The organism is Mesorhizobium sp. 8 (genome assembly GCF_006351905.1).
GTDB lineage: Bacteria > Pseudomonadota > Alphaproteobacteria > Rhizobiales > Rhizobiaceae > Mesorhizobium > Mesorhizobium composti.
This window is the reverse complement of record NZ_CP040914.1, coordinates 1,339,622-1,365,351: the sequence shown is the minus strand read 5'-3', so window position 1 is coordinate 1,365,351 and position 25,730 is coordinate 1,339,622. Positions and strand designations below refer to the sequence as shown.

General features: G+C 66.7%; 25 protein-coding genes. 14 read left to right on the top strand and 11 right to left on the bottom strand.

From position 1 onward, the window contains the following. The first annotated feature begins 82 nt into the window (after positions 1 to 82). Positions 83 to 892 (top strand): class I SAM-dependent methyltransferase, encoded by an 810-nt coding sequence (locus FGU64_RS06465; RefSeq protein WP_139951453.1) that lies wholly within the window; start codon positions 83 to 85, stop codon positions 890 to 892. 41 nt (positions 893 to 933) lie between these two features. Here FGU64_RS06465 and FGU64_RS06460 read toward each other — a convergent pair whose 3' ends face one another. The 3 genes from FGU64_RS06460 to FGU64_RS06450 are packed head-to-tail and all read right to left on the bottom strand — an operon-like array spanning position 934 to position 4,763. Next, complete coding sequence (locus FGU64_RS06460; RefSeq protein WP_139951450.1) at positions 934 to 2,583, bottom strand: thiamine pyrophosphate-binding protein; 1,650 nt, start codon at positions 2,581 to 2,583, stop codon at positions 934 to 936. Next, on the bottom strand, positions 2,580 to 3,755 hold the full coding sequence (locus FGU64_RS06455; protein ID WP_139951447.1) for a CaiB/BaiF CoA-transferase family protein: 1,176 nt from the start codon (positions 3,753 to 3,755) through the stop codon (positions 2,580 to 2,582). The genes FGU64_RS06460 and FGU64_RS06455 overlap by 4 nt, the downstream gene beginning before the upstream one ends. 54 nt (positions 3,756 to 3,809) lie before the next feature. After that, the gene (locus FGU64_RS06450; protein WP_139951444.1) at positions 3,810 to 4,763 is read right to left on the bottom strand and encodes an alpha/beta hydrolase; all 954 of its coding nucleotides are present in this window, start codon (positions 4,761 to 4,763) and stop codon (positions 3,810 to 3,812) included. 192 nt (positions 4,764 to 4,955) lie between these two features. On the opposite strand from FGU64_RS06450, the gene FGU64_RS06445 reads away from it, so the two are divergent. The 6 genes from FGU64_RS06445 (at position 4,956) to FGU64_RS06420 (ending at position 10,882) form a co-directional block, all read left to right on the top strand. Beyond that, the gene (locus FGU64_RS06445) at positions 4,956 to 5,975 is read left to right on the top strand and encodes a ribonuclease (RefSeq protein ID WP_139951441.1); all 1,020 of its coding nucleotides are present in this window, start codon (positions 4,956 to 4,958) and stop codon (positions 5,973 to 5,975) included. 141 nt (positions 5,976 to 6,116) lie between these two features. Then, positions 6,117 to 7,766 (top strand): energy-dependent translational throttle protein EttA, encoded by a 1,650-nt coding sequence (gene ettA, locus FGU64_RS06440; RefSeq protein ID WP_139951438.1) that lies wholly within the window; start codon positions 6,117 to 6,119, stop codon positions 7,764 to 7,766. Between the two features lie 53 nt (positions 7,767 to 7,819). Then, positions 7,820 to 8,593 (top strand): trans-aconitate 2-methyltransferase, encoded by a 774-nt coding sequence (gene tam / locus FGU64_RS06435; RefSeq protein WP_139951435.1) that lies wholly within the window; start codon positions 7,820 to 7,822, stop codon positions 8,591 to 8,593. Positions 8,594 to 8,735: 142 nt separating this feature from the next. Further along, a complete protein-coding gene (locus FGU64_RS06430; protein WP_246671250.1) occupies positions 8,736 to 9,038 on the top strand; it encodes a hypothetical protein in 303 nt (100 codons plus the stop codon). Between the two features lie 93 nt (positions 9,039 to 9,131). After that, the gene (locus FGU64_RS06425) at positions 9,132 to 10,253 is read left to right on the top strand and encodes a beta-ketoacyl-ACP synthase III (protein ID WP_139951429.1); all 1,122 of its coding nucleotides are present in this window, start codon (positions 9,132 to 9,134) and stop codon (positions 10,251 to 10,253) included. 14 nt (positions 10,254 to 10,267) lie between these two features. Further along, a complete protein-coding gene (locus FGU64_RS06420; RefSeq protein WP_139955277.1) occupies positions 10,268 to 10,882 on the top strand; it encodes an MOSC domain-containing protein in 615 nt (204 codons plus the stop codon). Positions 10,883 to 10,894: 12 nt separating this feature from the next. On the opposite strand, the gene FGU64_RS06415 is transcribed toward FGU64_RS06420, so the two are convergent. The 3 genes from FGU64_RS06415 to tsaA all read right to left on the bottom strand — a co-directional run bounded on the left by FGU64_RS06415 (position 10,895) and on the right by tsaA (position 12,766). Then, positions 10,895 to 11,851: an aminotransferase class IV gene (locus FGU64_RS06415; protein WP_139951426.1), complete on the bottom strand. Its 957-nt coding sequence runs from the start codon at positions 11,849 to 11,851 to the stop codon at positions 10,895 to 10,897. A 100-nt stretch (positions 11,852 to 11,951) separates the two neighbouring features. After that, entirely contained in the window at positions 11,952 to 12,266 is a 315-nt protein-coding gene (locus FGU64_RS06410) for a DUF2293 domain-containing protein (protein WP_139951423.1), read from the bottom strand. Beyond that, positions 12,263 to 12,766, bottom strand: a complete 504-nt coding sequence (gene tsaA, locus FGU64_RS06405) for a tRNA (N6-threonylcarbamoyladenosine(37)-N6)-methyltransferase TrmO (RefSeq protein WP_139951420.1) — start codon at positions 12,764 to 12,766, stop codon at positions 12,263 to 12,265. The genes FGU64_RS06410 and tsaA overlap by 4 nt, the downstream gene beginning before the upstream one ends. A gap of 127 nt (positions 12,767 to 12,893) precedes the next feature. Between tsaA and FGU64_RS06400 the strand changes: the two genes are divergently transcribed. Next, entirely contained in the window at positions 12,894 to 13,913 is a 1,020-nt protein-coding gene (locus FGU64_RS06400; RefSeq protein ID WP_139951417.1) for a metalloregulator ArsR/SmtB family transcription factor, read from the top strand. Then, positions 13,913 to 14,845, top strand: a complete 933-nt coding sequence (gene metF / locus FGU64_RS06395) for a methylenetetrahydrofolate reductase [NAD(P)H] (RefSeq protein ID WP_139951414.1) — start codon at positions 13,913 to 13,915, stop codon at positions 14,843 to 14,845. Before FGU64_RS06400 ends, metF begins: the two co-directional genes overlap by 1 nt. A gap of 362 nt (positions 14,846 to 15,207) precedes the next feature. On the opposite strand, the gene FGU64_RS06390 is transcribed toward metF, so the two are convergent. From FGU64_RS06390 to FGU64_RS06380, 3 genes are all read right to left on the bottom strand, one after another. Then, a complete protein-coding gene (locus FGU64_RS06390; RefSeq protein WP_139951412.1) occupies positions 15,208 to 16,125 on the bottom strand; it encodes a DMT family transporter in 918 nt (305 codons plus the stop codon). A 139-nt stretch (positions 16,126 to 16,264) separates the two neighbouring features. Beyond that, a complete protein-coding gene (locus FGU64_RS06385) occupies positions 16,265 to 17,164 on the bottom strand; it encodes a LysR family transcriptional regulator (protein WP_139951409.1) in 900 nt (299 codons plus the stop codon). A gap of 43 nt (positions 17,165 to 17,207) precedes the next feature. Continuing rightward, positions 17,208 to 18,287, bottom strand: a complete 1,080-nt coding sequence (locus FGU64_RS06380; protein ID WP_139951406.1) for a YeiH family protein — start codon at positions 18,285 to 18,287, stop codon at positions 17,208 to 17,210. Positions 18,288 to 18,461: 174 nt separating this feature from the next. Between FGU64_RS06380 and FGU64_RS06375 the strand changes: the two genes are divergently transcribed. Beyond that, a complete protein-coding gene (locus FGU64_RS06375; RefSeq protein WP_136352841.1) occupies positions 18,462 to 19,682 on the top strand; it encodes an alanine racemase in 1,221 nt (406 codons plus the stop codon). A 90-nt stretch (positions 19,683 to 19,772) separates the two neighbouring features. On the opposite strand, the gene FGU64_RS06370 is transcribed toward FGU64_RS06375, so the two are convergent. Together FGU64_RS06370 and FGU64_RS06365 are read right to left on the bottom strand one after the other, a co-directional pair. Further along, positions 19,773 to 21,002, bottom strand: a complete 1,230-nt coding sequence (locus FGU64_RS06370) for a lytic murein transglycosylase (RefSeq protein WP_139951402.1) — start codon at positions 21,000 to 21,002, stop codon at positions 19,773 to 19,775. A gap of 111 nt (positions 21,003 to 21,113) precedes the next feature. Further along, positions 21,114 to 21,914, bottom strand: a complete 801-nt coding sequence (locus tag FGU64_RS06365) for a GH25 family lysozyme (RefSeq protein WP_139951400.1) — start codon at positions 21,912 to 21,914, stop codon at positions 21,114 to 21,116. Positions 21,915 to 22,148: 234 nt separating this feature from the next. Here FGU64_RS06365 and FGU64_RS06360 point away from each other — a divergent pair, with 234 nt between their 5' ends. The 4 genes from FGU64_RS06360 to FGU64_RS06345 all read left to right on the top strand — a co-directional run bounded on the left by FGU64_RS06360 (position 22,149) and on the right by FGU64_RS06345 (position 25,547). Then, complete coding sequence (locus tag FGU64_RS06360) at positions 22,149 to 23,531, top strand: serine hydrolase (protein WP_139951397.1); 1,383 nt, start codon at positions 22,149 to 22,151, stop codon at positions 23,529 to 23,531. Positions 23,532 to 23,691: 160 nt separating this feature from the next. Continuing rightward, the gene (locus tag FGU64_RS06355) at positions 23,692 to 23,907 is read left to right on the top strand and encodes a hypothetical protein (RefSeq protein WP_136352848.1); all 216 of its coding nucleotides are present in this window, start codon (positions 23,692 to 23,694) and stop codon (positions 23,905 to 23,907) included. Positions 23,908 to 24,075: 168 nt separating this feature from the next. Further along, complete coding sequence (locus FGU64_RS06350; protein WP_139951394.1) at positions 24,076 to 24,795, top strand: DnaJ family molecular chaperone; 720 nt, start codon at positions 24,076 to 24,078, stop codon at positions 24,793 to 24,795. After that, entirely contained in the window at positions 24,792 to 25,547 is a 756-nt protein-coding gene (locus FGU64_RS06345) for an N-acetylmuramoyl-L-alanine amidase (RefSeq protein ID WP_139951390.1), read from the top strand. Before FGU64_RS06350 ends, FGU64_RS06345 begins: the two co-directional genes overlap by 4 nt. Positions 25,548 to 25,730: the final 183 nt, after the last annotated feature.

The window sequence follows — 25,730 nt, the reverse complement described above, 5'->3', positions numbered from 1 at the left end:
GGTGCCGTCGGGCGCTTCGTGGAACGCGGCTTCAGGAAATGCTAATATTGGAGCGTCGTCGCACAGGCCGCAGGTGACACCCATGCTGGAAGCGGACAAGGCGTTCGCCGGCTCGGTCCCGGAAAATTACGACCGCTACATGGTACCGTTGATTTTCGAGCCGTATGCCGCCGATCTCGCGCGGCGCGTGGCGTTGCTGTCGCCGAAAGCCGTTCTGGAAATCGCCGCGGGCACCGGGGCCGTCACGCGGGCACTGGCGCCGAAGCTGTCGTCCGATGCGATCTATGTCGTGACCGACCTCAGCCAGCCGATGCTCGACCATGCCGCGTCACGGCAGCCTGCTGACAGCCGCATCCAATGGCTGAGGGCGGACGCTCTGGCATTGCCTTTCGAGGATGCTTCCTTCGACGTCGTCTGTTGCCAGTTCGGCGCGATGTTCTTTCCCGACCGCGTCGCCGGCCATCGCGAGGCGAGGCGGGTGCTGAAGCCCGGAGGCCATTTCCTGTTCAGCGTATGGGACCGCATCGAGGAAAACGTCTTTGCCGACGACGTGACGAAGGCGCTGGCGCAGATGTTTCCGGACGACCCGCCACGCTTCATGGCGCGGACGCCGCACGGCTACCACGATACGGCATTGATCCGCAGCGATGTCGAAGCGGCCGGCTTCTCCCGCGTGACCATCGAGACGAAAGCCGAGCAAAGCCGCGCTCCCTCGCCGCGTTTCGCGGCGCTCGCCTATTGCCAGGGCACCCCGGTTCGCGACGAAATCGAAGCCAGGGCGGGCAACCTGGAAGCGGCGACCGACCGTGCCGAAGCAGCACTTGCCGACAGGTACGGGCGCGGCGCGATTTCCGCCAAGATCCAGGCACACGTCATCGTGGCCGCTGTCTGAGGAATCTCCGGAGATCGGCGGCCGGTTTCGGAAGATGCAGATCAGCGCTTCTCGCGAATGTCGCTCAGCGTGCGGGTCGGCGTGATCGCCTCGGGGTCGAGCTTGACCTCGATGATGGAAGGCTTGCCGCTTGCGCGCGCGCGCTCGAAGGCCGCCGCGAAATCCTCGGTCTTCTCAACCGTCTCGCCATGGCCGCCGAAGGCGCGGGCGTAGGCGGCGAAATCGGGATTCTTCAGCATGGTGCCGGAGACGCGGCCGGGATATTCGCGCTCCTGATGCATGCGGATCGTGCCGTAGATGCCGTTGTTCAGGATCACGACGATGATGGGCAGGTCGTACTGGACGGCGGTCGAGAATTCCTGCCCGTGCATGAGGAAATCGCCGTCGCCGGCCCATACGATCACCTCGCGGTCCGGGAACACGCTTTTCGCGCCGACGCCGGCCGGCAGGCCGTAGCCCATCGAACCGGAAGTGGGGGCGGCCTGCGTGTTGTAGCGGCGGAAGCGGTGGAAGCGGTGCATCCAGGTGGCGAAATTGCCGGCGCCGTTGCAGATGATGGCGTCTTCCGGCAGCACGCCTTCCAGATACTCCACGATCGGCCCCATATGGACCGCGCCGGGGCCGGTCTTCGGCGGCGTCGACCAGGCGAGATAGTCGGTATGCGCTTGGCTCGTCTCGGCGGCCCAGTTCGGCGAGGCCGGACCCTTGCGCTTCGCGAAGGCTTCGACGAAGGCGGCCGGCGAGGCGTTGATCGCCAGCGTCGGCCGGTAGACGCGGCCAAGCTCGTTGGCGTCGGCATGGACATGGACCAGCTTCTGGTCCGGGTACGGGCTTTTCATCAGCGTGTAGTCGGAGGACGGCATCTCGCCGAAACGGCCGCCGACCAGCAGGATCAGGTCGGCCTCCTTGACTCGCTGGGCGAGCTTCGGGTTCAGGCCGATGCCGACGTCGCCGGCATAGTTTTCGTGCAGGTGATCGAACAGCATCTGGCGGCGGAAGGAGACGCCGACCGGCAGCGCCCAGTTCTCCGCGATCTGCCGCATGTCGGCGACGGCCTGTTCGCCCCAGCGGGTGCCGCCGAGGATGACGAACGGATTCTTCGCCGCATTGAGCAGCGTTTCCAGTTCCGCCAGCTCGGCTTCGCCCGGCCGCGTCTCGACCGGCGTGAAGGGCAGGGCGGCAGGCGCCTCGACCTCGTCGGTCAGCATGTCTTCCGGCAGCGATATGACCACCGGGCCGGGGCGGCCGGAGGTGGCCACCGCAAAGGCGCGGGTGACGAGTTCGGGGATGCGGGCGGCGTCCTCGATCTCCACCACCCATTTGGCGATGTCGCCGAAGAAGGCCTTGTAGTCGACCTCCTGGAACGCCTCGCGGTGTTTCGCGTGCGCGGCGATCTGGCCGATGAACAGGATCATCGGAACGGAATCCTGCATGGCGATGTGGATGCCGGCCGAAGCGTTGGTGGCGCCGGGGCCGCGGGTGACGAAGCAGATGCCGGGGCGGCCGGTCAGGCGGCCTTCGCAGTCGGCCATCATGGCCGCGCCGCCTTCCTGGCGGCAGACGACGGTCTTGATCGAGGAATCGTGCAGCGCGTCGAGCACGGCGAGGTAGCTTTCACCGGGAACGCAGAAGATGCGCTCGACCGCGTTCGCTTCCAGCGCCTCGACGATCAGTTGTCCGCCCGTCTTCATGGTTTGCGTTTCTCCAGTTCGGCGAGGATTTCGTCCGTGTGCTCGCCGAGCCGGGGCGAGGGACGGGAATAGTTAAGCGGTGTTTCGCTCATGACCATCGGCGCGCGCACCGAAGGCAGCGCATTGCCGTGGCCGTCGTCGAGGTCCATGCGCATGCCGCGCGCGGCCACCTGCGGGTCGGCGAACATCTGGCCGATTGTGTTGATGGGGCTGGCCGGCACGCCGGCGGCCTCCAGCTTCGGCAAAAGAGCTTCGCGGGTGAAGGCGGCAAGCGCCGCCACCATATGGCCGCGAAGCGCCGCGCGGTTGGCGACGCGAGCGGAATTGGTGGCGAAATCGGGGTTCGTCGCCAGGGTGCCGAGTCCGACGACGCCGCAGAATTTCGCGAACTGGCCGTCATTGCCGACGGCGAGGATGAAGTGCCCGTCCTTCACCGGCAGCACCTCGTAGGGTGCGATGTTGGGGTGCGCGTTGCCCATCTGCACGGGCGAGTTGCCGGACACCAGATAGTTCAGGTTCTGGTTGGCGAGCACCGAGACCTGGGAATCGAACAGCGCCATGTCGATGTGCTGGCCGTGTCCGGTCGCCTCGGCATGGCGCAACGCGGCCTGGATGGCGACGACCGAATAGAGGCCCGTGAAGATGTCGGTGACGGCGACGCCCACCTTCTGCGGCTCGCCGCCGGCCGGGCCGGTGATCGACATCAGGCCGGACATGCCCTGCACGATGAAATCGTAGCCCGCGCGCGGGGCGTAGGGGCCGCTCTGGCCGAAGCCGGTGATGGAGCAATAGACGAGGCGCGGGTTGATCGCCTTCAGGCTCTGGTAGTCGAGGCCGTATTTCTTCAGGCCGCCGAGCTTGAAGTTCTCGATCAGCACGTCGGCTGTGGCGACGAGGCGGCGCACGGTCTCCGCGCCTTCCGGGCTGGAGAAGTCGACCGCGACCGAGCGCTTGCCGCGGTTGCAGGCGTGATAGTAGGCCGCCGACAGGTTCTCGCCGTCATGGCCGGTGACGAAGGGCGGCCCCCATTTGCGGGTGTCGTCGCCGCCGTCCGGGTTCTCGACCTTGATGACGTCGGCGCCGAGGTCGGCCAGCAACTGCCCGGCCCAGGGGCCGGCGAGGATGCGGGCAAGCTCGATGACGCGGATGCCTTTGAGCGGTGGTTCAGCCATGGATCACCGGGAAATGGTCGGACGGGGAGGCTCTATCAAGCCCGCCGCCGTCTGTCACTGGCCTTGCGATGGGCCAGAACGGCGCAGCGCGCCGTCCGCCCAGGCGACGAAATCTGCCATGATAACGTTTCGATTCACCTCGTTGAGGCTTTCGTGCCGGGTTTCCGGATAAATCGTTGAAACCAGATTCGAAAAACCCATCCGCCGCATGCGGCCCGCCAGGTGCGTGACAGCCCTGCCGCCGTCGGTCGCCGGGTCCTTTTCCCCGCCGACGAGCAGGACGGGCAGGTCGCGGCGCATGGCGGCGAAATTGGCGTCGTCGGCGCCGGCGAAGATGAAGCCGAACAGGTCGCGCCACAGCGACACAGAGGCATCCCAGCCGCACAGCGGATCAGCAATGTAAGCGTCGACCTCGGCCGCGTCCCGCGACAGCCAGTCGAATGGCGTGCGATGGTTCGGCACCGCCTTGCCCCAGGCCTGGAACGTCAGCTTCGGCAGCAGGCGCGACGGCACGTCGGAGCCGAGACGGAACCGCTCCCATGCCAGGATGGCGAGCGCTGCACGCCCGGCGAGGCCGGCGGTGAAATTGGCGTTCCAGACGGCGGCGGCATGGACGCGCGTCGAATGTCGCAGCAGGAAGTTCAGCGCGATCAGCCCGCCCATGGAATGGCCGAACAGGATCACCGGCAGGCCAGGGTTTTCCTTGGCGATCAGGTCGTGAACGGCGGCGACGTCGGCCAGCACCTTGTCGCCGCCGCCGGCTTCGGCAAAGCGCCCGAGCGGGGCGTCAGGCGCCTTCGTGTGGCCGTGGCCACGGTGGTCGTGGGCGTAGGTATGAAAACCGCGTTCGCTGAGAAAATCGGCGAAGCGCGCATAGCGCGCCGCGTGCTCGGCCAGCCCGTGATTGACCTGGACCACGGCGCGGGGCGGGACGACCGCGCGTTTCGTGTAGAGATTGAGTGCCGCGCCGGTGGGCGAGGCGAGCGTCGTGCGACTGTCGAACGGCATGGTTCGCCAACTGATGAGCGCGGCGCGGGATGGCGTCAAGAGCAGGTCGGTGCCGGATTTGACAATCGCTGCGGATGTTTTCCCGCAATGACCATTTTTCGTCATCGGACTTGCCTGTTCGTGTCCCAGCCGCAATTCTGACGCGGCGCCCGTGGCAATGTCGGGTGCATCTGGTTCGGCAAGGAAATCATCATGCGCATCGGTCTGGCTTTCGCGGCACTTCTGGCGGGCGTGTTCTTCGGTGGCGCTGCACAGGCCGAGGTAAAGCTGAGCGGCTCCTTCGTCGCAACCCGCGTCTGCGCGGCAACCCAGTCGATCAAGACGGCAAAGAATCCGGGCAACGTCGCGACCGAAGCCGGGAAGACCTACGATCTTCTCGCCGGCAACAAGGCGATGCCGACGCACTACCTGATCGAGGTTCCCGGTGCCGATCCCGACCGGCGCTGGATCAAGGTGACGTGCGGCCATCTGGCCGGTGGTCAGGCCACCGAGGCGCCGGCTGCCGTGCCTGACAAGGATGCAGGCAAGGCTGCCGCGTCCGCAGGCGGCAAGCCGGAATATGTGCTGGCGCTGAGCTGGCAGCCGGCCTTCTGCGAGACGAAATCGAAGAAGCCGGAGTGCCGTGCCCAGACGGCGCAAGGGTTCGACGCCGTGCATTTCACCCTGCACGGGCTGTGGCCGCAGCCGAACGGCAATTTCTACTGCGGGGTCAAGGCCTCCGACCGGGTCAACGACAAGCCCGACCGCTGGACCGACCTGCCGGCGGTGACGCTCGATGCAGCGACCCGGCAGGAACTGGACACGGTCATGCCCGGCACGCAATCGGCGCTGGAGCGGCACGAGTGGATCAAGCACGGCACCTGCTCTGGCATGGACCCGCAGGCCTATTTCTCGGCGGCGCTGGCACTGGCGCGGACCGTCAACGCTTCGCCGGTCCGCGACCTTTTTGTGCAGAATGTCGGTCGCGACCTGACTTCCGTCCAGATCCGCGGCGCCTTCGACGCGGCGTTCGGTCCGGGCGCGGGCGACCGGGTCAGGGTGTCCTGCGTCAAGGACCCGTCGAACGGCCGGCGCATGATCGGCGAGATCACGCTGGGGCTGGCAGGGGTGCCGGGCGGTGACGGCAAGCTTGCCGACATGCTCCTGGCGTCGGCGGCGACCGGCAATGCCGGCTGTCCGAAGGGGCTCGTGGACGCCGCCGGCCATCAATAGGCCGGGGGCCGCCTTGCGCGGGCGACGCCGCCAGCCGACCGCGACCGAAAGGCGATTGCCGTTTCGGCGCCTATCGCCTACATAGCGGCCAACTCCGGCTATCCGGCAAATCCACAAAGATCGATCAGGGAAACGCCAAGCGTGGCACGCCAGTTCATCTATCATATGTCCGGCCTCTCCAAGGCCTACGGCACCAAGAAGGTGCTCGACAACGTCCATCTGTCCTTCTACCCGGACGCCAAGATCGGCATCCTCGGCCCTAACGGCGCCGGCAAGTCGACCATCCTCAAGATCATGGCGGGGATGGACAAGGAGTTCCAGGGCGAAGCCTGGCTGGCCGAAGGGGCGACCGTCGGCTACCTCGCGCAGGAGCCGCAGCTCGACCCGAACAAGACCGTGTTCGAGAACGTCATGGACGGGGTCAAGAAGAAGACCGCCATCATCGAGCGCTACAACGAACTGATGATGAATTACTCCGACGAGACGGCTGACGAGTCCGCGCAGTTGCAGGACGAGATGGACCGGCTCAACCTGTGGGACCTCGAACAGCAGGTCGAGATGGCGATGGAGGCGCTGGCCTGTCCGCCCAAGGACGCCGACGTCACCACGCTTTCGGGCGGCGAGCGCCGCCGGGTAGCGCTGTGCCGGCTGCTGCTGGAGCAGCCCGACCTGCTGCTGCTCGACGAACCGACCAACCACCTCGACGCCGAGACGACGCAATGGCTGGAAAAGCACCTGCGCGACTATCCGGGTGCCGTGCTCATCATCACCCACGACCGCTACTTCCTCGACAACGTCACGGGCTGGATTCTCGAGCTCGATCGCGGCCGCGGCATTCCCTACGAGGGCAACTACACCAAGTATCTCGATGCCAAGGCCAAGCGCCTGATCCAGGAAGGCCGCGAGGACGACGCCCGCCAGAAGGCGATCTGGCGCGAGCGCGAGTGGATCGCGTCCTCGCCCAAGGCGCGCCAGACCAAATCGAAGGCGCGCATCAGCGCCTATGAGGATTTGCTGGAGCAGGCCAACAACCGCAAGCCGACCGACACGCAGATCGTCATCCCGACCAGCGAGCGGCTGGGCAACGTCGTCATCGAGGTCGAGGGGCTGAAGAAGGGCTTTGGCGACGAGGTGCTGATCGAGGATCTGTCGTTCCGCCTGCCGCCGGGCGGCATCGTCGGCATCATCGGCCCTAACGGCGCCGGCAAGACGACGCTGTTCAAGATGATCACCGAACAGGAACAGCCCGACGCCGGCTCGATCCGCAAGGGCGAGACCGTCAGGCTCGGCTACGTCGACCAGAGCCGCGACGCGCTCGACCCGAACAAGACCGTGTGGGAGGAAATCTCTGGCGGCGCCGAGGTCATCAAGCTCGGCAAGCACGAGGTCAATTCCCGCGCCTACTGCTCGTCCTTCAACTTCCGCGGCGGCGACCAGCAGCAGAAGGTCGGCTCGCTCTCGGGCGGCCAGCGCAACCGCGTGCACCTGGCCAAGATGCTGAAGAACGGCGGCAACGTGCTGCTCCTCGACGAACCGACCAACGACCTCGACACCGAGACGCTGGCAGCGCTTGAGGACGCGCTGGAGGCCTATGCGGGCTGCGCCGTCATCATCAGCCACGACCGCATGTTCCTCGACCGCCTGGCGACCCACATGCTCGCCTTCGAGGGCGACGCCCATGTCGAGTGGTTCGAGGGCAACTTCGAGGACTACGAGAAGGACAAGGTGCGGCGCCTCGGACCGGAAGCGCTCACCCCGCACCGCATGACGCACAAGAGGTTGACCCGCTGATTTGAAGACGCCCCGCCACCCGAGCGGGGCGTTTTGTTTAAAGGAGCATGCCAATGGCCGACTGGTCCGCCGCGCAGTATCTGAAATTCGAAGACGAGCGCACGCGGCCGGCGCGGGATCTGCTGGCGCAGGTGCCGCTGGCGGAGCCGAAGCGCGTGGTTGATATCGGCTGCGGGCCGGGCAATTCGACCGAACTGCTGGTCGAGCGGTGGCCCAAGGCGAAGGTGAGCGGGTTCGACACCTCGCCGGACATGATCGAGAAGGCGAGGGTGCGCCTGCCGGGCGTTTCCTTCGAGCTTGCGGATGCCGAAGGCTGGACGCCCGAGGAGCCGGTCGACGTCATCTTCGCCAATGCCATTTTCCAGTGGCTGCCGCAGCATCCGGCTGTGTTCAAGCGGCTGATGGGGCTGCTGGCACCGGGCGGCGTGCTCGCCGTGCAGATGCCGGACAATCTGTCGGAGCCGTCGCACAGCCTGATGCGCGCGGTGGCGGCGGAGGCGCCCTTCGCGGACAGGCTGAAAGGGGCGGCGCGGGCGCCGCTACCGCCGGTGTCGTTCTACTACGACCTGCTCAAGCCGCAGTCGGCGCGGCTCGATATCTGGCACACGCATTATTACCACCCGCTCGCCGGTCCAGCGGCCATCGTGGAGTGGCTGAAGTCGACCGGGCTGAAACCCTTCATCGACCCGTTGGACGAAGACGAACGGCGCCTGTTCCTCGACCGCTACCTGGCGCGGATCGGTGAGGCCTATCCGCCGGCGGCCGACGGCAAGGTGCTGTTGAAGTTCCCGCGCCTGTTCATCGTGGCGATTCGCGGCGCGGATTGAGTCGCGGTCTTCGGTCGGCGTCACTGGGCTTGACCCAATTTTGCCGTCATGTCCGTGTCAGCAAGGCACGGCCGCCCGGACGGAGGCGGCGTTCGGAACGGGGGTTCGGATGATTTCAGGCAGAATTCTTCTCGGTGGAGGCTTGTGCGTTGCGACCATGCTGGCTTTGTCGTCCGGCGCGGAGGCCAAGCGGGCGCGCTGCTTCACCACGGACGACGGCTATTACCAGTGCAATTTCAGGGGGCTGGACGATGCCGGCAGCTTCCGCATCTCGGCGCCCGGCTATCCGACGATCACGCTGGAAGTCGACCAGCCGGGTTTCGCCTTCGGGTTCATCAATCTCGGCGGGCCCAACGTTCCGCTGCCCGGCCAGTATGTGCGCAGCCGCGACGACGGCGCCTGCTGGAACAATCCGGAAACCAACACCAGGGTCTGCGCCTGGTAGATACCGGAAACGGTGGCGGCTCGTGCTGACTTGGCGTAAACGGTCGGTGCGCCACCATGCGGCGCGACAGGCCCAGTGCAGACGGGACCGGACATGAATCGCACCATCATCAGCGGTATCGGCGTCGAGATCCCGGAGCCGGTCATCACCAACGAGGAGCTTGTCGCCTCCTTCAACGCCTGGGTGGACGCCGAGAACCCGAAGCGCGAAGCGCGCGGCGAACCGCCGCTGCAGAAGTCGGATGCCGCTTTCATCGTCCACGCCTCGGGCGTGCGCCAGCGTCATGTCGTCGAGCGCGAAGGCATCCTCGATCCGGCGCGCATGGCGCCGCGCATTGCGCCCCGGCCGGACGAGGCGCTTTCCCTGCAGGCCGAATTCGGGATGGCGGCGGCGCGCAAGGCGCTTGCAAATGCCGGCGTCGAGCCGGCCGACGTCGATATGGTGATCTGCTCGTCCTCGCACCTGCAGCGGCCCTATCCGGCCATCGCCATCGAGATGCAGCAGGCGCTCGGCACCAGGGGAGCGGGCTTCGACATGGGGCTCGGCTGTTCCTCGGCGGCGGCCGCACTTCACGTCGCCGTCAACCTCGTGCGCACCGGCGCGCAGAAGCGCGTGCTGGTCGTGGTGCCGGAGATCATCACCGGCCATCTCAACTTCCGCGACCGGCAGACGCATTTCATTTTCGGCGACGCAGCCGTTTCCATGGTGGTGGAGGCGATCGGCGAGGGCGAGACGCGGCCCGGCCGCTTCGAGGTGCTCGACACGCGCACCTGGACGCAGATGTCGAGCAACATCCGCACCAATCTCGGCTACCTGACGCGCACCGGCCTCGACAATCCCTGGGTCATCGATCTCGAAGGCCACATGATCAGGCAGGTCGGCAACAAGGTGTTCAAGGAAGTCACCATCGCCGGCCATCGCTTCATCATCGATTTCCTGGCCGAGCACGGGCTGACGCCGGAAGGCATCCGCCGTTTCTGGCTGCATCAGGCCAATGCGCGCATGAACGCCATGATCCTGAAACTCGCCTTCGGCCACGAGGTCGGCCACGACCGCGCGCCGATGGTGCTCGACCGGCTTGGCAATACGGCGGGCGCCGGCGCGGTCGTCGCCCTGGCGGAGAACCATGCCGACCTGAGACAAGGCGATTTCGGCCTGCTGTGCGCCTTCGGCGCCGGCTATTCCATCGGCGGCGCGCTGCTGAGGATGATGTGACCGGGCGGGCCGCGATGTTCGACCTGGTGCCGGCCGGGGCGGGGGACGAGATCGTCCCGGTGCGAAAACTCGCGGCGCGTGTCGCCGGCATCTACAGCGCGACGGGCGATCATTTCGAGACGCGCGCGGTCGATGAACTGGTGTTCGGCTTCACGGGCATAGAAGGCGATTTTCACGCCGGCATGACGCGGCGGGCCGGCGGCCGCGAGCCGTGGTATCCGCGCGGCACCGAGATGCGCAACGCGCGCCAGATTTCCCTCATCGCGGCGGACGAGTTGGCGGTGGTGGCCGAGCGCATGGGCATCGCGGCCATCGAGCCGGAATGGGTGGGCGCCAACCTCGTCATCGAGGGCGTGCCGAACCTTTCCATGCTGCCGGCCGGAACACTTTTGTTCTTCAAGGGCGGCGCGACGCTGAAAGTCGATGCGCAGAACCATCCCTGCCGTTACGCCGGCCGTCTGATGGCGGAGCGCGCCGGCATGACCGATCCGGAAGCCGGTGCGCTCGCCTTCGCCAAGCTGGCCAAACGCTTGCGCGGGCTGGTCGCCTGGGTGGAGAAACCGGGCACCGTCAGGGCCGGCGAAGAGATTTCCCTCCGCATTCCCGAGCAGTGGATCTATCGCGGCTGAGAACCGGCGGTTTCAGGGGTAGCGCACCGCCGTCGACCAGGCGGGGTCGTCGTGCCGTTCCCAGTAGAGCGTCTTCAGCCGCGCGGTGACGGGCCCGACCGTGCCGCCGGCGACGGGCGCGCCGTCGATCTTCGTCACCGGCACGATGCCGCCGGCCGTCGAGGTGATGAACACCTCGTCCGCGCCTTTCAGGGCCGCCACGGAAAGGGCCGCCGCACGAGCCGGCAGGCCGGTCTCGGCGCTGAGGTCGAAGACGGTCCGGCGGGTGATTCCGGGCAGCACGCCCACCGCCGGCGTTGTCAGCGCGCCGTCCTTGACGGTGAAGACGTTGAAGCCCGGCCCCTCGGCGACGTTGCCGTCGAAATCGAGAACAAGAGCCGTTTCGGCGCCGCGGTCGTAGGCGTCGTAGAGGCTGCGCACGAGGTCGAGCCAGTGGTAGTTCTTGATCGCCGGGTCGACCGACGCCGGCGGGATGCGCACGCGGTCGCTGATGGCGACGTGCAGGCCGCGTTTCATCTGCTCGGCATTGGCGACGGAGCCGAAGGGGACGGCGAAGGCCATGAAGCGGTTCACCGCGTCGCGCGGGTCGCGACTGAAGGTCGGCGAGGCGCCGCGCGTGCACAGCATTTCGACATAGGCGCTGCGATGGCCGGAAAGCGCCACGCAGTCGTGCAGGATGCCGGCCACGGCCTCGCGGTCGAACGGGATGCTCATGCGCAACAGCTTGAGTCCGCCGAAGAACCGCTCGATATGCAGGTCTAGCCTAAAAAAGCGGCCGTTCCACACATGCACCGTGTCGTAGGTCGCGTCGGAATGCAGGAAGCCGTAGTCGAGGACCGAGACCTTGGCCTGCGACATCGGCACGAACTGTCCGTCGAGGAAGGCGACGCCCTCGGGATAGGCATGCGGGTCGGTATGGCGCTCGACAAGGCGAGGCAGCGGCCTCGACGGCGTGACGGGCTGATCCATGCCTCTCTCCTTTTGCTCGTGCTTTTCTTTCGCGAAGGGTGGGCGGTTATGGGGGCGGGGCCAAGCGGCAGAGGGCCGCTATCCTATGAGCCATGCCGGCTCAGGCGTCCTCGTCGTCCGGATCGAGCAGGCGGGTGGCGCGCCAGGAGGTGAGCACCGCGTTGATGCGGTCGATGACGAAGAAGCGGGCGGCGTCGCGGTCGTAGCCTTCCTCGAGAAGCGTCTCGTAGTCGGTGTGGGCGTGGCGGACATGGGCGACGGTCGCCAGCCAGGCGGCGACCGAGGGCGGCAGCGTCTTCATGTGGACGGCACCGGCATCGGCGCGGATCTTTTCGATGTCGGCATAGGGCGCCATCGGCAAAAGCAGCGTCAGCGCCCTGGCGAGCGCGCGCCGGCGGCCGGTCGGCGCGCTCATCTGTCCGCTCGCTCGACGACGACATCCGGCACCGAATCGACGGAGGCGAAATAGGGCTTGATGTCGATGACCGGCGTGCCGTCCAGCACGTCGATGGCTTCCAGATCGAGCCGTCCGGATTCCGCGTCGAGGCCGACCAGACGCACGATGTGCAGGCCGATCGGGTTGGGGCGCACGGGTGAGCGCAGGGCGAAAACGCCTTTGGGTTCCGTGGCATGGCGCGGTTTCTGGACAATCAGGTGGCGCGGCGCGTGGTGCAGCCAGGTGAGGATCGCCATATGGCTGACGCCTTCCAGTCCGGCGAGGCCCTCGCGGTAGGGCGCGTCGACCGTCAAGGTCGCCGGCCGGCCGGTCTCGCGCGCGGCGCGCATGTTCTTCGGGCAGTCCTCGCGGCGCGTCCACGGCGAAGCGATGTGGCCGATGAAGACGAGATGGGCGTCGGCCGGCATCGTCGCCGGATCGGTTTCGAGTTGCCGTTCGCCTTCGCGGTTCTCAAACATCGCGCCCTCCCGACCCCTTTTCCATCGCACGCCAGCGCCGTTTTCCTGTCCGGCTGCGACATTGGTGATTGCAACGGGCGCGAAATCGACATAAAGATATGTTTATATCTTTTTCGGAGACTGCCGCATGCACGTCGCGCTCGACACGATGGTAGATATATTGAAGGCGGCGGCCGAATCCAGCCGACTGCGTATCCTCGTATTGTTGTCGCGCGGGGACCTCACCGTCTCCGACCTCACCGAAATCCTCGGCCAGTCGCAGCCGCGCGTATCGCGCCATCTCAAGCTGTTGCTGGAGGCCGAACTGATCGGCCGCTACCAGGAAGGATCGTGGGCGTTCTTTCGCCTGTCGGATGCCGACTCGGCGCGCGAATTCGTGCTCAGGCTGGTCGCCGATATCCGCGCCACCGACCCGCAGGTGGAGCGCGACTTCGAGCGGCTGGCCGCCGTCAAGCGCCGCCGGCAGGAGCGCGCCGCCGAGTATTTCTCCGACAACGCGGCAAGCTGGGATGAATTGCGTTCGCTGCACGCGCCCGACAAGGCGGTGGAGGCAGCACTGCTGAAGCTGGTCGGCAAGCGGCCGTTCCAGTCCATGATCGACCTCGGCACCGGAACCGGGCGCATCCTCGAGATCTTTTCGCCGCTCTACCGGCGCGGCGTCGGCATCGACATGTCGCGCGAGATGCTTTCGGTGGCGCGCGCCAATCTCGACAAGGCGGGTGTCGCCAACGCGCAGGTTCGGCAGGGAGACATCTTCTCGCCGCCGGTGGAGCGCGACGCCTTCGACCTCGTCACCATCCATCAGGTGCTGCATTACCTTGACGACCCAGGCCGGGCGATCGCCGAGGCGGCGCGTCTGCTGCGTCCGTCCGGGCGGCTCGTCATCGTCGATTTCGCGCCGCATGCGCTGGAGTTCCTGCGCAACGACCATGCCCACCAGCGGCTCGGCTTCTCCGACCGCCAGATCGCCGACTGGTTCGCCGAGGCGGGACTGGAACTGGAACAGAAGGAAGATTTCGAGCCGCGCCCCGGTACCGGCGCGAAGCTCACCGTCAAGCTCTGGCTCGGCCGCGACCGCCGCATGCTGATCGCCGATCCGTCCAACGATACCCAAGCCGCCCTGCGTCCCATAGGGGAAGTCGCCTGATGAACCAGTTCCGCTTTTCGCGCCGGCCCGACATCGGCGACAAGATCCGCGTTTCCTTCGAATTCTTCCCGCCGAAGACCGACGAGATGGAGACAAGGCTGTGGGAGACGGTGACGCGGCTGGAACCGCTCAAGCCGAATTTCGTCTCCGTCACCTACGGCGCCGGCGGCTCGACGCGCGAGCGCACCGCCCGCACGGTCAAGCGCATCCTCGACCAGTCGGCCTTGCCGCCGGCCGCGCACCTGACCTGCATCGACGCCGACAAGGAGAGCGTCGACCAGGTGATCCGCCAGTTCGTCGATCTCGGTGTCACCCGCTTCGTGGCGCTGCGCGGCGACCCGGCGGCGGGCGTCGGCACGCGCTACCAACCGCATCCGGGCGGCTACGCCAACGGCGCCGACATGGTGGCGGCGCTGAAGCGGCACGGCGACTTCGACATCTCGGTTTCCGCCTATCCGGAAAAGCATCCCGAAAGCCCGGATTTCGCCACCGATATCGAGATGCTGAAGCGCAAGGTGGACAATGGCGCCACCCGCGCCATCACGCAGTTCTTCTTCGACAACGACATCTACGAGCGTTACGTCGAGCGGGTGCGGCGGGCCGGCATCTACATCCCGATCGTGCCGGGCATCCTGCCGGTCCACAACATAAGGCAGGTGGCGAATTTTTCCGCCCGCGCCGGCGCCCATGTGCCGGCATGGCTTTCCGAACGGTTCGAGGGGCTGGACGACGACCCGCAGACGCACGCGCTGGTGGCCTCGGCGGTGGCCGCCGAACAGGTTCTCGACCTGGTCGAACGCGGCGTCAGCGACTTCCATTTCTACACGATGAATCGCGCCGATCTCGCCTTCGCCATCTGCCACATGATCGGCATCCGCTCGCAACCTTCGGAGCGTGGGATCGGCGAGGCCGCAGGGTCGGCCGCGGCGTAGGCGGCGCTCGGCCGGGAATCAAAAAGGCCGGGTAAAAACCCGGCCTTTTCAGTGATTTGGAGTGTGCCGTCCAGGTTGTCTTCCTACTGGCGGGTTATGGAAGAACCCCCACGATAAGGGCACCGATGAATGCAAACGCAAAACAAATCATCAGAGCGTTAAGTGGCTTGGTCAGTCCCATGGATAGCCTCCTCTGATAAAGCTATGCGTGGAGTCTAGGGGCATTTGGGCCACAGGCAAGGGTAAAATGTGCTGCAATGCGACAGCATTGTGGAATTTCCGACCAGCGGTACCCGGTTGCCCGTTGAAATCCCTGATTAATCGCCGGCTATCGACTTGTGCAAAAATTGTGACGAACCGCCTTATTTTCGTATCAGCAACCGCCCGTCGATGGTGACGAGGCCGAGCGCGATCAGCGCCATGCCGAGGAGTTCGAACATCTCGATGCGTTCGCCGAGGAAGACGATGCCGAGCAGGATGGCGCTGACCGGCACGATCAGCGTGACCAGCGAGGCGTTGGTGGCGCCGGCCGAGGCGACGAGATTGAAATAGAGGATATAGGCGAAGGCGGTGGAGAGCAGCGCCAGCCCGAGCACAGCCGCCCATACCGGCACGCTGGCCGAGAACAGGCCGGCGGGGCCGGTGGTCAGGAGAATCACCGGGACCATGATGACGGTCGAGGCGGTGAGCTGTCCGGTCGCCAGCACCGGCGGCGGCACGCTTTTCAGGCGCCGCGCCACCATCAGGGCGAAGGCATAGGACAGCGAGGCGCCGATCAGCGCGAATTTCGGCCAGACGGGTCCGCCGAGGCCGGCAAGCACACCGGGGCCGACCATGACGGCGGTGCCGGCGATGCCGAGTCCGATGCCGGCGAGCTTGTTCCAGGAGAGTTTCTCGTCGGCGGTCATCGCGTTGGCGACGATCAGCGTCCAGAACGGCGTCGTCGCGTTGAGGATCGCGGCGATGCCCGCACCGAGCTCGGTCTGCCCGGCGAAGATCAGCGAGAAGGGGATGACGTTGTTGGTCAGCGCCAGAAGGAAGAACAGGCCGGCATGCGGCAGGGCCAGCCGGAAAGAGGGGCCGCGGACGGCAAGATAGACCTGCAGTGCCGCGGCTGCGATCGCCACGCGAAACAGCACCAGCACCAGCGGGTGCATTTCCGCCACGGCGACGCGGGCGAAGAAGAACGAGCCGCCCCAAATGGCGCCGAGCAGGATGAGCTGGCTCCAATCGGCGAGCCTCATGGGACCTCGTTGTGCTGCCTGATCGGTCACGGCCATTTCACGAACCTCCTGCGATCCGGCTTGCGCCTTCGTTGGAAGCCATAAGGGCCTGACGGTGGGGCGCCACCCGAAACCAGCCCATGACAAGACGTGGCTGCCGCGACGATGGCGGGCATTCCCTTCCGGCTGAAGCCGTTCAGGTCGCCGTTTCCGCTCCATGATCCCGCATCAGGCCCAGGAACTCCTCCTGCGCTCGGGTCAGGTGCCGTTCCTTGTGACGGATGGCGAGGAACTGCCGGGGCGGCAAGGCGAGCGGGATCTGGACGAGATGTCCGGCCGCCACGGCGGCGTCGGTGACGACGCGCGACAGCACGGTCGCGCCGGCGCCGGCGATGACGGCGCTGCGCACGGCCTCGTTCGACGGCAGCTCGAAAGCGACGTCGAGCCGCGCCGGCTCCAGGCCGAAGCCGCGCAGCGCCTCCTCGAACACGGCGCGCGTGCCGGAACCGCGCTCGCGCAGGACCCAGCGCGTCGCCGTCAGTTCGGCGGCGGCGATGGTTGTTCGGCCGGCCCAGGCGTGGCCGGCACCCACCACCAGCACCATCTCGTCGTCCGCCGCCGGCAGGATCGACAGGGCAGGGTCGTCTATGCCGCCCTCGACGAAGCCGAGGTCGGCCAGCCCGTCATGGATGGCAGCCGCCACCTGCTCGGTGTTGCCGATGGTCAACCGCATCGCGATGCCGGGAAAGCGGGTCCCGTAGCGGTGCATGACGCCCGGTAGCCAGTAGTTGGAGATGGTCTGGCTGGCGATGAGATGCAGCGAGCCGCGCTTCAGGCCGGCGAGATCGGCCAGCACGGCCTCGGCGGAAGCGGCGCGCGCCAGCACCGCCCGCGCCTCGGTGAGAAACAGCCGGCCGGCCTCGTTCAATTCGATGCGGCGGCCGACGCGGTTGAAGAACCGTGTCGCGTGCCGCGCCTCGAGCGCCGCGATGGCGGCGCTGGTGGCCGATTGGGTCAGGTTGAGGTCGCGGGCGGCGCGGGTCAGATGTTCCTGCTCGGCCACGGCGACGAAGATGCGCAGCTGTTCGAGCGTCACCGCAGGCTCCCGGCAAGGGTCGTGCCGGGAGCACGAATGCGGTTCAACCCATTGCCAGGATCAGCGACAGGCTGAAGCCGGCGATGAACAGGAAGGCTGCGAGGCCCAGCAGCAGCGGGCGTAGGCCCTTGGCCTTCAGCTTGCGGATGTCGGTTTCCAGGCCCATGGCGGCAAGCGCTGTGCTGAGCAGGAAGGTCGTGATGGTCGAAGCCACATTCGTCGCGGCCTGCGGGAGTGGCAGGACGCTGTTCAGCGCCACGACGGCGATGAAGCCGAGCACGAACCACGGAATGGGCGTCCTGGCGGTCTCGGCGCGGTCGCCGGTCCTGCCGGCGCGGCGGGCTTCGGCGAAGCCGAGGCAGAGCACCAGCGGCGCCAGCAGCATGACGCGGCTGAGCTTGGCGACGGTGCCGAACTCGCCGGCCGCCTGGCCGCCCTGGAAGGCGGCAGCGACCACCTGGGCGATCTCGTGGATCGAGGCGCCGGCCCACAGGCCGTAGGCATGCGGCGAAAGCCCGAGCACCGCCGGAAGCAGCGGATAGGCGAACATAGCGATGGAGCCGAAGACCGTCACGCAGGCGACCGCATAGGCGACGTCCTCGTCGGCGGCGCGGGTTACGGAACTGGCGGCGATCACCGCCGACGCGCCGCAGATCGAGGTGCCGGCGGCGATCAACTGGGCGAGCTTGCGCTCCACGCCGATCGCCCTGCCAAGGCAGATCGTGAACAGGAAGGTAGCGCAAAGCGTCGCCGCGATGACGGCGAGGCCGCGCACTCCCACTTCGGCGACCTGCGCCGCCGTCAGTTGCAGGCCGAGTAGCACGATGGCCAGCCGCAGCACCGGCCGCAAGGCGAACCGCACGCCGGGCTTGGCCCGCGCCGGCGTGCCGACGAGATTGTGGAAGACCAGCCCGATCAGGATCGCCAGGATCATCGGGCTCAGTGCCGAGACGCCCGGCACCAGCCGCAGCGCAAAGGCGGCCAGCGCGATCGTCGCCGTCAGGCCGAGGCCGGGCAAGAGATCCGGGGTGACATTGGCCTGGATTGGCCCGGAGGCCGGCGGCGGGTTGAGAGCCTCGTCCGGCAGGCGACGTGCTGCGGGAGGCGGTGTGTGAGCGTTCATGGCTGAAGGTCCGTTTGTTTTCAGCCATGCTGTCGCTCATTCCAAAATATCGATCCAACTCATTATATCGCTTTTATCGTTCTATAAAAACGAATGGTTGAGAAGTCGTTGCAGACGGTTTTCCTTGTCCGCCGCTTGCCCTAGATTGCCGCCCCATCGCCCGAGGAAACGTCCATGCAACGATTCGACAATGCCCGCGAGGCGGCGCTGGCGCTTCGCCCCGACGATCCCGTCTACTGCTTCCGGCCGCAGGTGCTGAAGACGGACGCCCGCCGTTTCATGGAGATGTTTCCCGGCAGGACCGCCTATGCGGTCAAGACCAACGGCGAGCCGATCGTACTAAAGGCGCTGGCCGAAGCCGGCGTCACCGTCTTCGACGTCGCCTCGCCCGGCGAATTCGCCGCCGTGCGGGCCGTTTCGCCGAATGCCGAAATGCTCTACATGCATCCGGTCAAGGCGCAGTCGCACATAAGGCTGGCACTCGAGGAATACGGCATCCGCGTCGTCGCCATCGACCACGAGGACGAGATCACCAAGCTGACGCGCGTGGTGCGCGCGCTCGACATCGATCCCGGCGCCATCACGGTGTTCGTGCGCGTGCAGACCAAGGGCCACGCCGCCTACGAACTGTCGAAGAAGTTCGGCGCCGGGCCGGCGAACGCGGTGGAACTGGCGGAACGGCTCAACCGGACGGGCTACAAGGTCGGGCTTTGCTTCCATGTCGGCAGCCAGATCGAAGACCCCGATACCTACGAGCGCGCGCTGGCCTCCGCCGACTGGGTGCGCAACAGGCTGACCTTCGACCTTGCGGGGCTCGACGTCGGCGGCGGTTTCCCGGCCGAATACGGCCACGATCCGAACCGCAAGGCGGTCGAGATGCCGTCGCTCGGCCAGATCATGTCGCGGCTCTCGGGCGACCTTACGGAATATGGCTTCGCCGACATGCCGCTGGTGGCCGAGCCCGGCCGGGTGATCGTGGCGCGCTGCCTGTCGCTGATCGTGCGCGTGCTCATGCGCAAGGGCAGGCGGCTCTACATCAACGACGGCATCTGGGCCTCGCTGTCGGATTCGTGGACCGGCAAGATCACGCTGCCGGCGCGCTTCATTCCCGATCCGGCGATCCGCAACCGCAACGGCTCGGAAAAGAATATCGTGCCGTTCAAGGTGTGCGGCGCGACCTGCGATTCCGTCGATATCCTGTCACGCCCGTTCTGGCTGCCGGAAACGGTGGATACCGGCGACTGGATCGAGATCGGCCATATCGGCGCCTATTCGCTGTCCTTGAGGACGCGCTTCAACGGCTTCTATCCCGACACCTTCGTCGAGATCGCCACGCCGTTCGACGAGGGCGACGCGCCGCAGGGATTCGCCAGCCTGGAGACGATGGCGGATTAGGGGAGTAAGGGAATATGGCAATAGGGCAATAGGGCAATAGGGCAATAGGGCAGTATGTTCGCCCGCTTCTACTGCCTTATTCCCCTCTCTTTAAAGCTTTCCCAGCAGTTCCGCTGTCGGCCAGCCGTCGACGGGCAGGCCGAGCCGCATCTGCTCCTGACGCACGGCCTCGCGGGTGTTGGTGCCGAGGATGCCGTCGACGGTACCGACGTCGTAGCCGCGCGCTTCGAGCTTCGTCTGCAATGCCTTCATGCCGGCCTGGTCGAGGCCCGGATCGGGATCGCGGGGGTTGTAGGCCGGCGCGCCGGCGAAGCGCGAGGCAAGCACCGCCGCCGTCAGCGCATAGGTCGCCGACTGGTTCCACTCGATATAGACGTCGTAGTTCTCGTAGGTGAGGAAGGCCGGGCCTTTGTGACCCATCGGCAGCACGATGCCGGCTTTCAGACCGTTGTCCTGGAGAGGGGAACCGTCCGGCCGCGTCACGCCCCATTCGGCCCATTGCGAAAGCGGCAGCTTGTTGGTGCGGCCGGTCTGGCTCCAGTCCATGACCTTGGGCACGCGTATTTCCTCGATCCAGGGCTGGTTGGCCTTCCAGCCCTTCATCTGCACTTTCTTGGCTGTCGTCATGATGACGTCGGGCACGCTGTTGCGCAGGTCGACCTTGCCGTCGCCGTCGCCGTCGACGCCGTCGGCGAGATAGTCGATCGGCAGCATCTGCGTCTGGCCGATCTCGCCGGCCCAGGCGCCTTGCACGTCCGCCGGCACGGTACCGCGGTCGATCAGGGTCAGCAGCGGCACCAGTTGCGGCCGGAACACCTGCGGGCGGCGGCAGTCGTGCGCCAGCGTCACCAGCGCGCTCAGCGTGTGGAAATCGCCCTGCACCGCGCCGAAATCCGTCTCCAGCGCCCAGAAGGCGGTGACGATAGGGGCGGGCACGCCGAACTCGGCCTCGGCGCGGGCGAAAACCTCGGCATACTTCTTCAGGTTGGCCGTGCCCTGCTTCAGCCGGTAGGCGGAGATCATGCGGCCGGAGAACTGGATGAAGGTCTGCGTGAAGACGCCCTGCGCGCGGTCGCGGGCAAGCACCTTCTCGTCGATGGTCGCCGCTTCCAGCGCATCGAGCCCGGCCTGGCCGACGCCGGCAGCCTTGGCCTCGGCGGCGACGCCCTGCTTCCAAGCCTCGAAATCGCCGCCGCAGGCGACGGACGGCGCCGTTGCGGGAGCTTCCTGCGCGAAGGCGGTCGCCGTGGTGCAGGCGGTGCCCGCCAGAAGCAGCGCCAAAGCCAGCCGGTGGCACCTGAACGTGATGCGCGGGGACATCGCTTTCCTTCCGAACCTGTCGAGCCGATGGAGGCAACTGTCCGCCTGCATCGCTTCTTCAAGGATCGGGCTGCGATCCCGCGCTCCGAAAAGCAGGCGACAGGGTCCCTGTCAACGGGTGTTCTGCCGCAGCCATGTGCGCCAGGCGGACTCGGAGCCGTTGAAAACGTTGATGTCCGACTGGCCGGGCATGCCGGGAACGAGGCCCGTGCCGGTGTACTGCCAGAAGGTGAAGGGGTGGCTGCCGTATTTCTCGCGCGGGTGGCCGGCGACCGAGCGCAGCCAGTAGGGATAGCCGCGGAAGGTAGAAAGATCGTTGTCGTCGAAGAAGTCGACCGAGGTGTAGATGATCGGCTTCTTGCCGTAGTGGCGTTCCACCATGGTCAGGAAGGTTTTCATTTCTGCACGCACGGTCGCCGCCGGCGGCCTTGTCTTGCAGGTCGGTGAATGCGGGTTCCATTCCATGTCGAGCACAGGCGGCAGGGCGCCGCGCTCCCTCGGCACATGGTCGATGAACCACTGGGCCTGCTCGCTCGCCGGCCGGCAGAAATAGAAGAAATGGTAGGCGCCGCGCGGAATGCCGGCCGCGCGCGTGCCGGCCCAGTGGCGCTCGAAATTCTCGTCGTAGCGGTCGCCGCCCTCCGTCGCCTTGACGAAGGCGAAGGAAATGCCGCTGGCTTTCGCCGAACTCCAATCGATGTTGGTCTGGTATTTGGCGACGTCGGTGCCGTGGACGGCGTAGGTCCAGGGCGCGCCGCTTTCCCATTCGTGCGGGTCGGCGTCGGCGAAGCGCGGCGCGCGCACCGCCACCGTCGGCGTCTCGGACCCGGAAGGTGCCAGGTCGGCGAGCCCGCCCGCGGTCGAACAGGCGGCGAGCGTGACCAGCGCTATCAATGCCGCGAAACGGCGCATGACCTCTCCCGACCCCAGACGTGTCCAAGGCCGGTGCCAGCCGGCCGCTGGTGGGTTCAATCCTGTGGTGATCCTGCGATCCCCCGGCGAACGGCAGCCCCACGCACACCGTCCTGTCTCCCAGCGTCATCGGCCATCATGGTTGATTTTCGGTTGATGGCGCTCGACATGCCGGTCGATTTGCGGGAGCAATGGCGGCAAATCGATGGCGGAATCGGTCTGCGGGGAGGCGACATGGGTGTTGTGCTGACGGGGCTCAAGTGGCTTGTCCGGCTGGTGGTGGTCGCCGTCGTCGGCCTGTTCGTCTGGCTCTATCTCGCGCCGCCCGACCTGATCCGCGTCGGCTCCGGCTACAGCGCCAAGATCGTCTGCTCCAATGTCTTCCTCGCCGGGCGCGACCCCGGCGAGGTGCTGGCGGTCGACGTTCAGGCGCCGGGGCATCCGCTGCTGAGGCTGATGAAGGTGAATGTCGACCGCGAGGCGGGTACCGTCTCGGCTGGGCTGTTGTGGATCTTGGGCAGGAGTGTCGCGGTGGCGCGCGAAGGCTTCGGCTGCGCAAACGCGCCGGACGGCAATGTCGAGGCGGTGAAGGCGCTGGGCGCCACCGTGCCGCCGGCGGCCGCGCCGGACACCGAGGCGGTGTGGCCTGAGGGCGAGCAGGTGGATGCCTCGCAGGACCGGGCACTGGCGGCGGTCCTCGACGACGCGGCGCTGGTGGGCGAGGGGATGCGCGCCATCGTGGCGGTCAAGAACGGCCGCATCGTCGGCGAACGCTACGGCGAAGGCTTTTCTACAGCCACCCCGCTGCTCGGCTGGTCGATGACCAAGACGGTGAACGCCGCCCTCATCGGCACGCTGGTGAAGGACGGGCGCATGAGCCTCGACGCGAAAGGTCTCTTTCCGGCCTGGAAGGCGGACGGGCGCGCGGAAATCAGCCTCGCCGACCTGATGGCGATGTCGAGCGGGCTTGCCTTCAACGAGGACTACGGCGACGTCACGGACGTCACCCGCATGCTCTATCTGGAGACCGACATGGCGGGTTTCGCCGCCGCCAAGCCGCTGGCGGAGAAGCCGGGCACGGTTTTCAACTACTCCAGCGGCACCGCCAACATACTGTCGCGGCTGTGGCAGGACGCGGTCGGCGATCCGGCGAAGGCGCTGGCGTGGCCCAGGCAGGCGCTCTTCGCTCCGCTCGGCATGCGCTCGGCCGTGCTGGAAACGGACGAGCACGGCACCTTCGTCGGTTCCTCCTACCTGTACGCGACCGCGCATGACTGGGCGCGCTTCGGCCAGTTCCTGCTTCAGGACGGGGTATGGAACGGCAACCGCATCCTGCCGGACGGCTTCGTCGGCTGGATGCACGAGCCGGCGTCGGCCTCGAAAGCCTATGGCAAGGGACAGGTGTGGATCGAGGCGCCGGGCGACGAGGACAAGCCCGGCGCCGGCGTCGCAGGCGGCCTGCCAGCCGATACCTTCTGGCTGGAAGGCCATGACGGGCAGACCGTCGCCGTCATTCCGTCCGAGCAGCTTGTCGTGGTGCGCATGGGGCTGACGCCGTCCAAGCTCCGTTATCGCCCGCAGACGCTCTTGCTGGCGCTGATGCAGGCGCTGAAGTAGCGGGCGGGACAGTCGCACGATCTCCTGCCGCGGATCACAAGTTCGTGAATGCTGTTACAGCGCGAAACGCAATGTGACGAAACCGAACGGCGGCGGCCGCATTTTGGTGTCGACCGCCCGTTAAATGACTGACCGGGCGTTGTTTGCGAAGGAGAGAGATATGAGGAAGCTCATTTTCGCGTCGGTTTCGGCGTTGGCCCTGCTGGCCGTTGCTGCGTGCAGCGATAGCGGCAGCGGGTCGGACAGCACAACCACCCAGAGCACCACGCCGCCTGCGACCGAGCAGCCGGCCCCGGCGACGCCCGAGGCGACCCCGCCGGCCGACAACACGATGCAGCCGCAGCCGGCGCCCAGTTCGCCCGCCCCGGCGAACTGAACGCGGATGCCCTGATCCGATCGGGAAGGCCGGCCTCGCGCCGGCCTTCTTCTTTGCGGGGAGCGTTGCCGTATCGCCCCTGCGCGTTCACTGCATCGTGACGAGCGGAACCGGTCTGCAAAAACGTCCTGCTTGATAGGCGCATGCCGTGGCCCTAAAAGGGCGCGCATGTCGATTTGGGGCCGTATCGGCGATTTCATCGCCCGCCTGTCGTCTTCCGCCTCGTCGGGGATCGCCGAGATGGTGGAGGCCGTGCGTACGGTCTTTGCCGGCGACGCCGAGCTCAGGCGGCGCGTCGCCTTCTCGGTGGCGATGATCGCGCTGTCGGCCAAGATGGCGAAGGCCGATGGCATCGTCACGCAGGACGAGATCCGCGCCTTCCGCGAGATTTTCGAGGTCCCGCCCGAGGAAGCGCGCAACGTCGCGCGTCTCTACGATCTCGCCAAGCAGGACGTTGCCGGTTACGAGGCCTATGCGGCGCAGCTGGCGCGGCTGTGCGGGTCCGGCCATCGCAACTGCATGATGCTGGAAGACATCCTCGACGGCCTGTTCCATATCGCGACCGCAGACGGCGTGCTGCATGAGCGGGAAGGGCGCTTCCTGCATCATGTGGCCGAGATTTTCGAGATCGAGGAAAACCACTACCAGACGATCATGGCCCGGCATGTCCATCTCGGCGAGGGCGATCCCTACGTCGTGCTGGGCATAGAGCGGGGCAAGCCGTTCGCCGAGATCAAGACACGCTACCGCCAGCTCGTCGCCGCCAACCATCCCGACCGGCTGATCGCGCGCGGCCTGCCGCAGGAATTCATCCGGATCGCGACGACACGCTTGGCGGCGATCAACGCCGCCTATGAGATGATCGAGCGGGACCTGGCGCCCGCATGAGCGGCTTCGCCGCCGACCAGCCGGGCGCCGAGGTGCGAGCGTCGCCGAATTTCGGGGCGCGGCGGGGGCCGTCGGCGCCGGACATGCTGATCCTCCACTATACGGGCATGGCGACCGGACGGGCGGCCGAGGATTGGCTGTGCGACCCGGCGAGCGAGGTGTCCTCGCACTATCTCGTGCATGAGGACGGCCGCATCGTGCAGATGGTGCGCGAGACCGAGCGCGCCTGGCATGCCGGCAAGAGCTTCTGGCAGGGCGTCACCGACATCAACTCCTGCTCGGTCGGCATCGAGATCGTCAATCCGGGCCATGTGCTGGGCTACAGCGCTTTCCCGAAGCGGCAGGTGGAGGCGGTGATCGCACTCAGCGCCGGCATTTGCGAACGCCACGGCATCCGGCCCGAGCGGGTGCTGGCGCATTCCGACGTCGCGCCGGGGCGCAAGGTCGATCCGGGCGAGAAGTTTCCCTGGCGGCGGCTTGCCGAGGCCGGCGTCGGGCTTTTCGTGCCGGCCTCGCCGATCCGGCAGGGAGCGGTTCTGGCCGAGGGTGATGCCGGCGGCGCGGTCGAAGAACTCCAGACGCTGCTTTCGCTCTACGGCTACGGCATCGACATCACCGCCGTCTTCGATGACCGCACGCGGGTGGTGGTGGAGGCGTTCCAGCGGCATTTCCGCCCCCGCCGCGTCGACGGCGTCGCCGACGGCTCCACGCTGCGGACGCTTCGCCGTGCGGTCGCTACAGCTGCCGCGTAGTGGCCTTCAAGCAATCGCTGTATTAGTTCCGGATTACATTCTGTCACGCAAAGTGACTTGAGCGGTCATTTTTGGCGCTCATTCGCCCTGCAAGTGCCGGCTTCCCCGCCGATGCCGGCTATGATCCCCCATCCGGCATCCAACCGAGACAAGGGCCGCGCGAAGCTTTTTCGCCGGCCATAC

What these genes read in the sequence shown, in the direction of transcription:
- FGU64_RS06465 (WP_139951453.1), top strand. Translation starts at nt 83, where the DNA reads ATGCTGGAAGCGGACAAGGCGTTCGCCGGCTCGGTCCCGGAAAATTAC.
- FGU64_RS06460 (WP_139951450.1), bottom strand. Translation starts at nt 2,583, where the DNA reads ATGAAGACGGGCGGACAACTGATCGTCGAGGCGCTGGAAGCGAACGCG.
- FGU64_RS06455 (WP_139951447.1), bottom strand. Translation starts at nt 3,755, where the DNA reads ATGGCTGAACCACCGCTCAAAGGCATCCGCGTCATCGAGCTTGCCCGC.
- FGU64_RS06450 (WP_139951444.1), bottom strand. Translation starts at nt 4,763, where the DNA reads ATGCCGTTCGACAGTCGCACGACGCTCGCCTCGCCCACCGGCGCGGCA.
- FGU64_RS06445 (WP_139951441.1), top strand. Translation starts at nt 4,956, where the DNA reads ATGCGCATCGGTCTGGCTTTCGCGGCACTTCTGGCGGGCGTGTTCTTC.
- tam (WP_139951435.1), top strand. Translation starts at nt 7,820, where the DNA reads ATGGCCGACTGGTCCGCCGCGCAGTATCTGAAATTCGAAGACGAGCGC.
- FGU64_RS06425 (WP_139951429.1), top strand. Translation starts at nt 9,132, where the DNA reads ATGAATCGCACCATCATCAGCGGTATCGGCGTCGAGATCCCGGAGCCG.
- FGU64_RS06420 (WP_139955277.1), top strand. Translation starts at nt 10,268, where the DNA reads ATGTTCGACCTGGTGCCGGCCGGGGCGGGGGACGAGATCGTCCCGGTG.
- FGU64_RS06415 (WP_139951426.1), bottom strand. Translation starts at nt 11,851, where the DNA reads ATGGATCAGCCCGTCACGCCGTCGAGGCCGCTGCCTCGCCTTGTCGAG.
- FGU64_RS06410 (WP_139951423.1), bottom strand. Translation starts at nt 12,266, where the DNA reads ATGAGCGCGCCGACCGGCCGCCGGCGCGCGCTCGCCAGGGCGCTGACG.
- tsaA (WP_139951420.1), bottom strand. Translation starts at nt 12,766, where the DNA reads ATGTTTGAGAACCGCGAAGGCGAACGGCAACTCGAAACCGATCCGGCG.
- FGU64_RS06400 (WP_139951417.1), top strand. Translation starts at nt 12,894, where the DNA reads ATGCACGTCGCGCTCGACACGATGGTAGATATATTGAAGGCGGCGGCC.
- metF (WP_139951414.1), top strand. Translation starts at nt 13,913, where the DNA reads ATGAACCAGTTCCGCTTTTCGCGCCGGCCCGACATCGGCGACAAGATC.
- FGU64_RS06390 (WP_139951412.1), bottom strand. Translation starts at nt 16,125, where the DNA reads ATGGCCGTGACCGATCAGGCAGCACAACGAGGTCCCATGAGGCTCGCC.
- FGU64_RS06380 (WP_139951406.1), bottom strand. Translation starts at nt 18,287, where the DNA reads ATGAACGCTCACACACCGCCTCCCGCAGCACGTCGCCTGCCGGACGAG.
- FGU64_RS06375 (WP_136352841.1), top strand. Translation starts at nt 18,462, where the DNA reads ATGCAACGATTCGACAATGCCCGCGAGGCGGCGCTGGCGCTTCGCCCC.
- FGU64_RS06370 (WP_139951402.1), bottom strand. Translation starts at nt 21,002, where the DNA reads ATGTCCCCGCGCATCACGTTCAGGTGCCACCGGCTGGCTTTGGCGCTG.
- FGU64_RS06365 (WP_139951400.1), bottom strand. Translation starts at nt 21,914, where the DNA reads ATGCGCCGTTTCGCGGCATTGATAGCGCTGGTCACGCTCGCCGCCTGT.
- FGU64_RS06360 (WP_139951397.1), top strand. Translation starts at nt 22,149, where the DNA reads ATGGGTGTTGTGCTGACGGGGCTCAAGTGGCTTGTCCGGCTGGTGGTG.
- FGU64_RS06355 (WP_136352848.1), top strand. Translation starts at nt 23,692, where the DNA reads ATGAGGAAGCTCATTTTCGCGTCGGTTTCGGCGTTGGCCCTGCTGGCC.
- FGU64_RS06350 (WP_139951394.1), top strand. Translation starts at nt 24,076, where the DNA reads ATGTCGATTTGGGGCCGTATCGGCGATTTCATCGCCCGCCTGTCGTCT.
- FGU64_RS06345 (WP_139951390.1), top strand. Translation starts at nt 24,792, where the DNA reads ATGAGCGGCTTCGCCGCCGACCAGCCGGGCGCCGAGGTGCGAGCGTCG.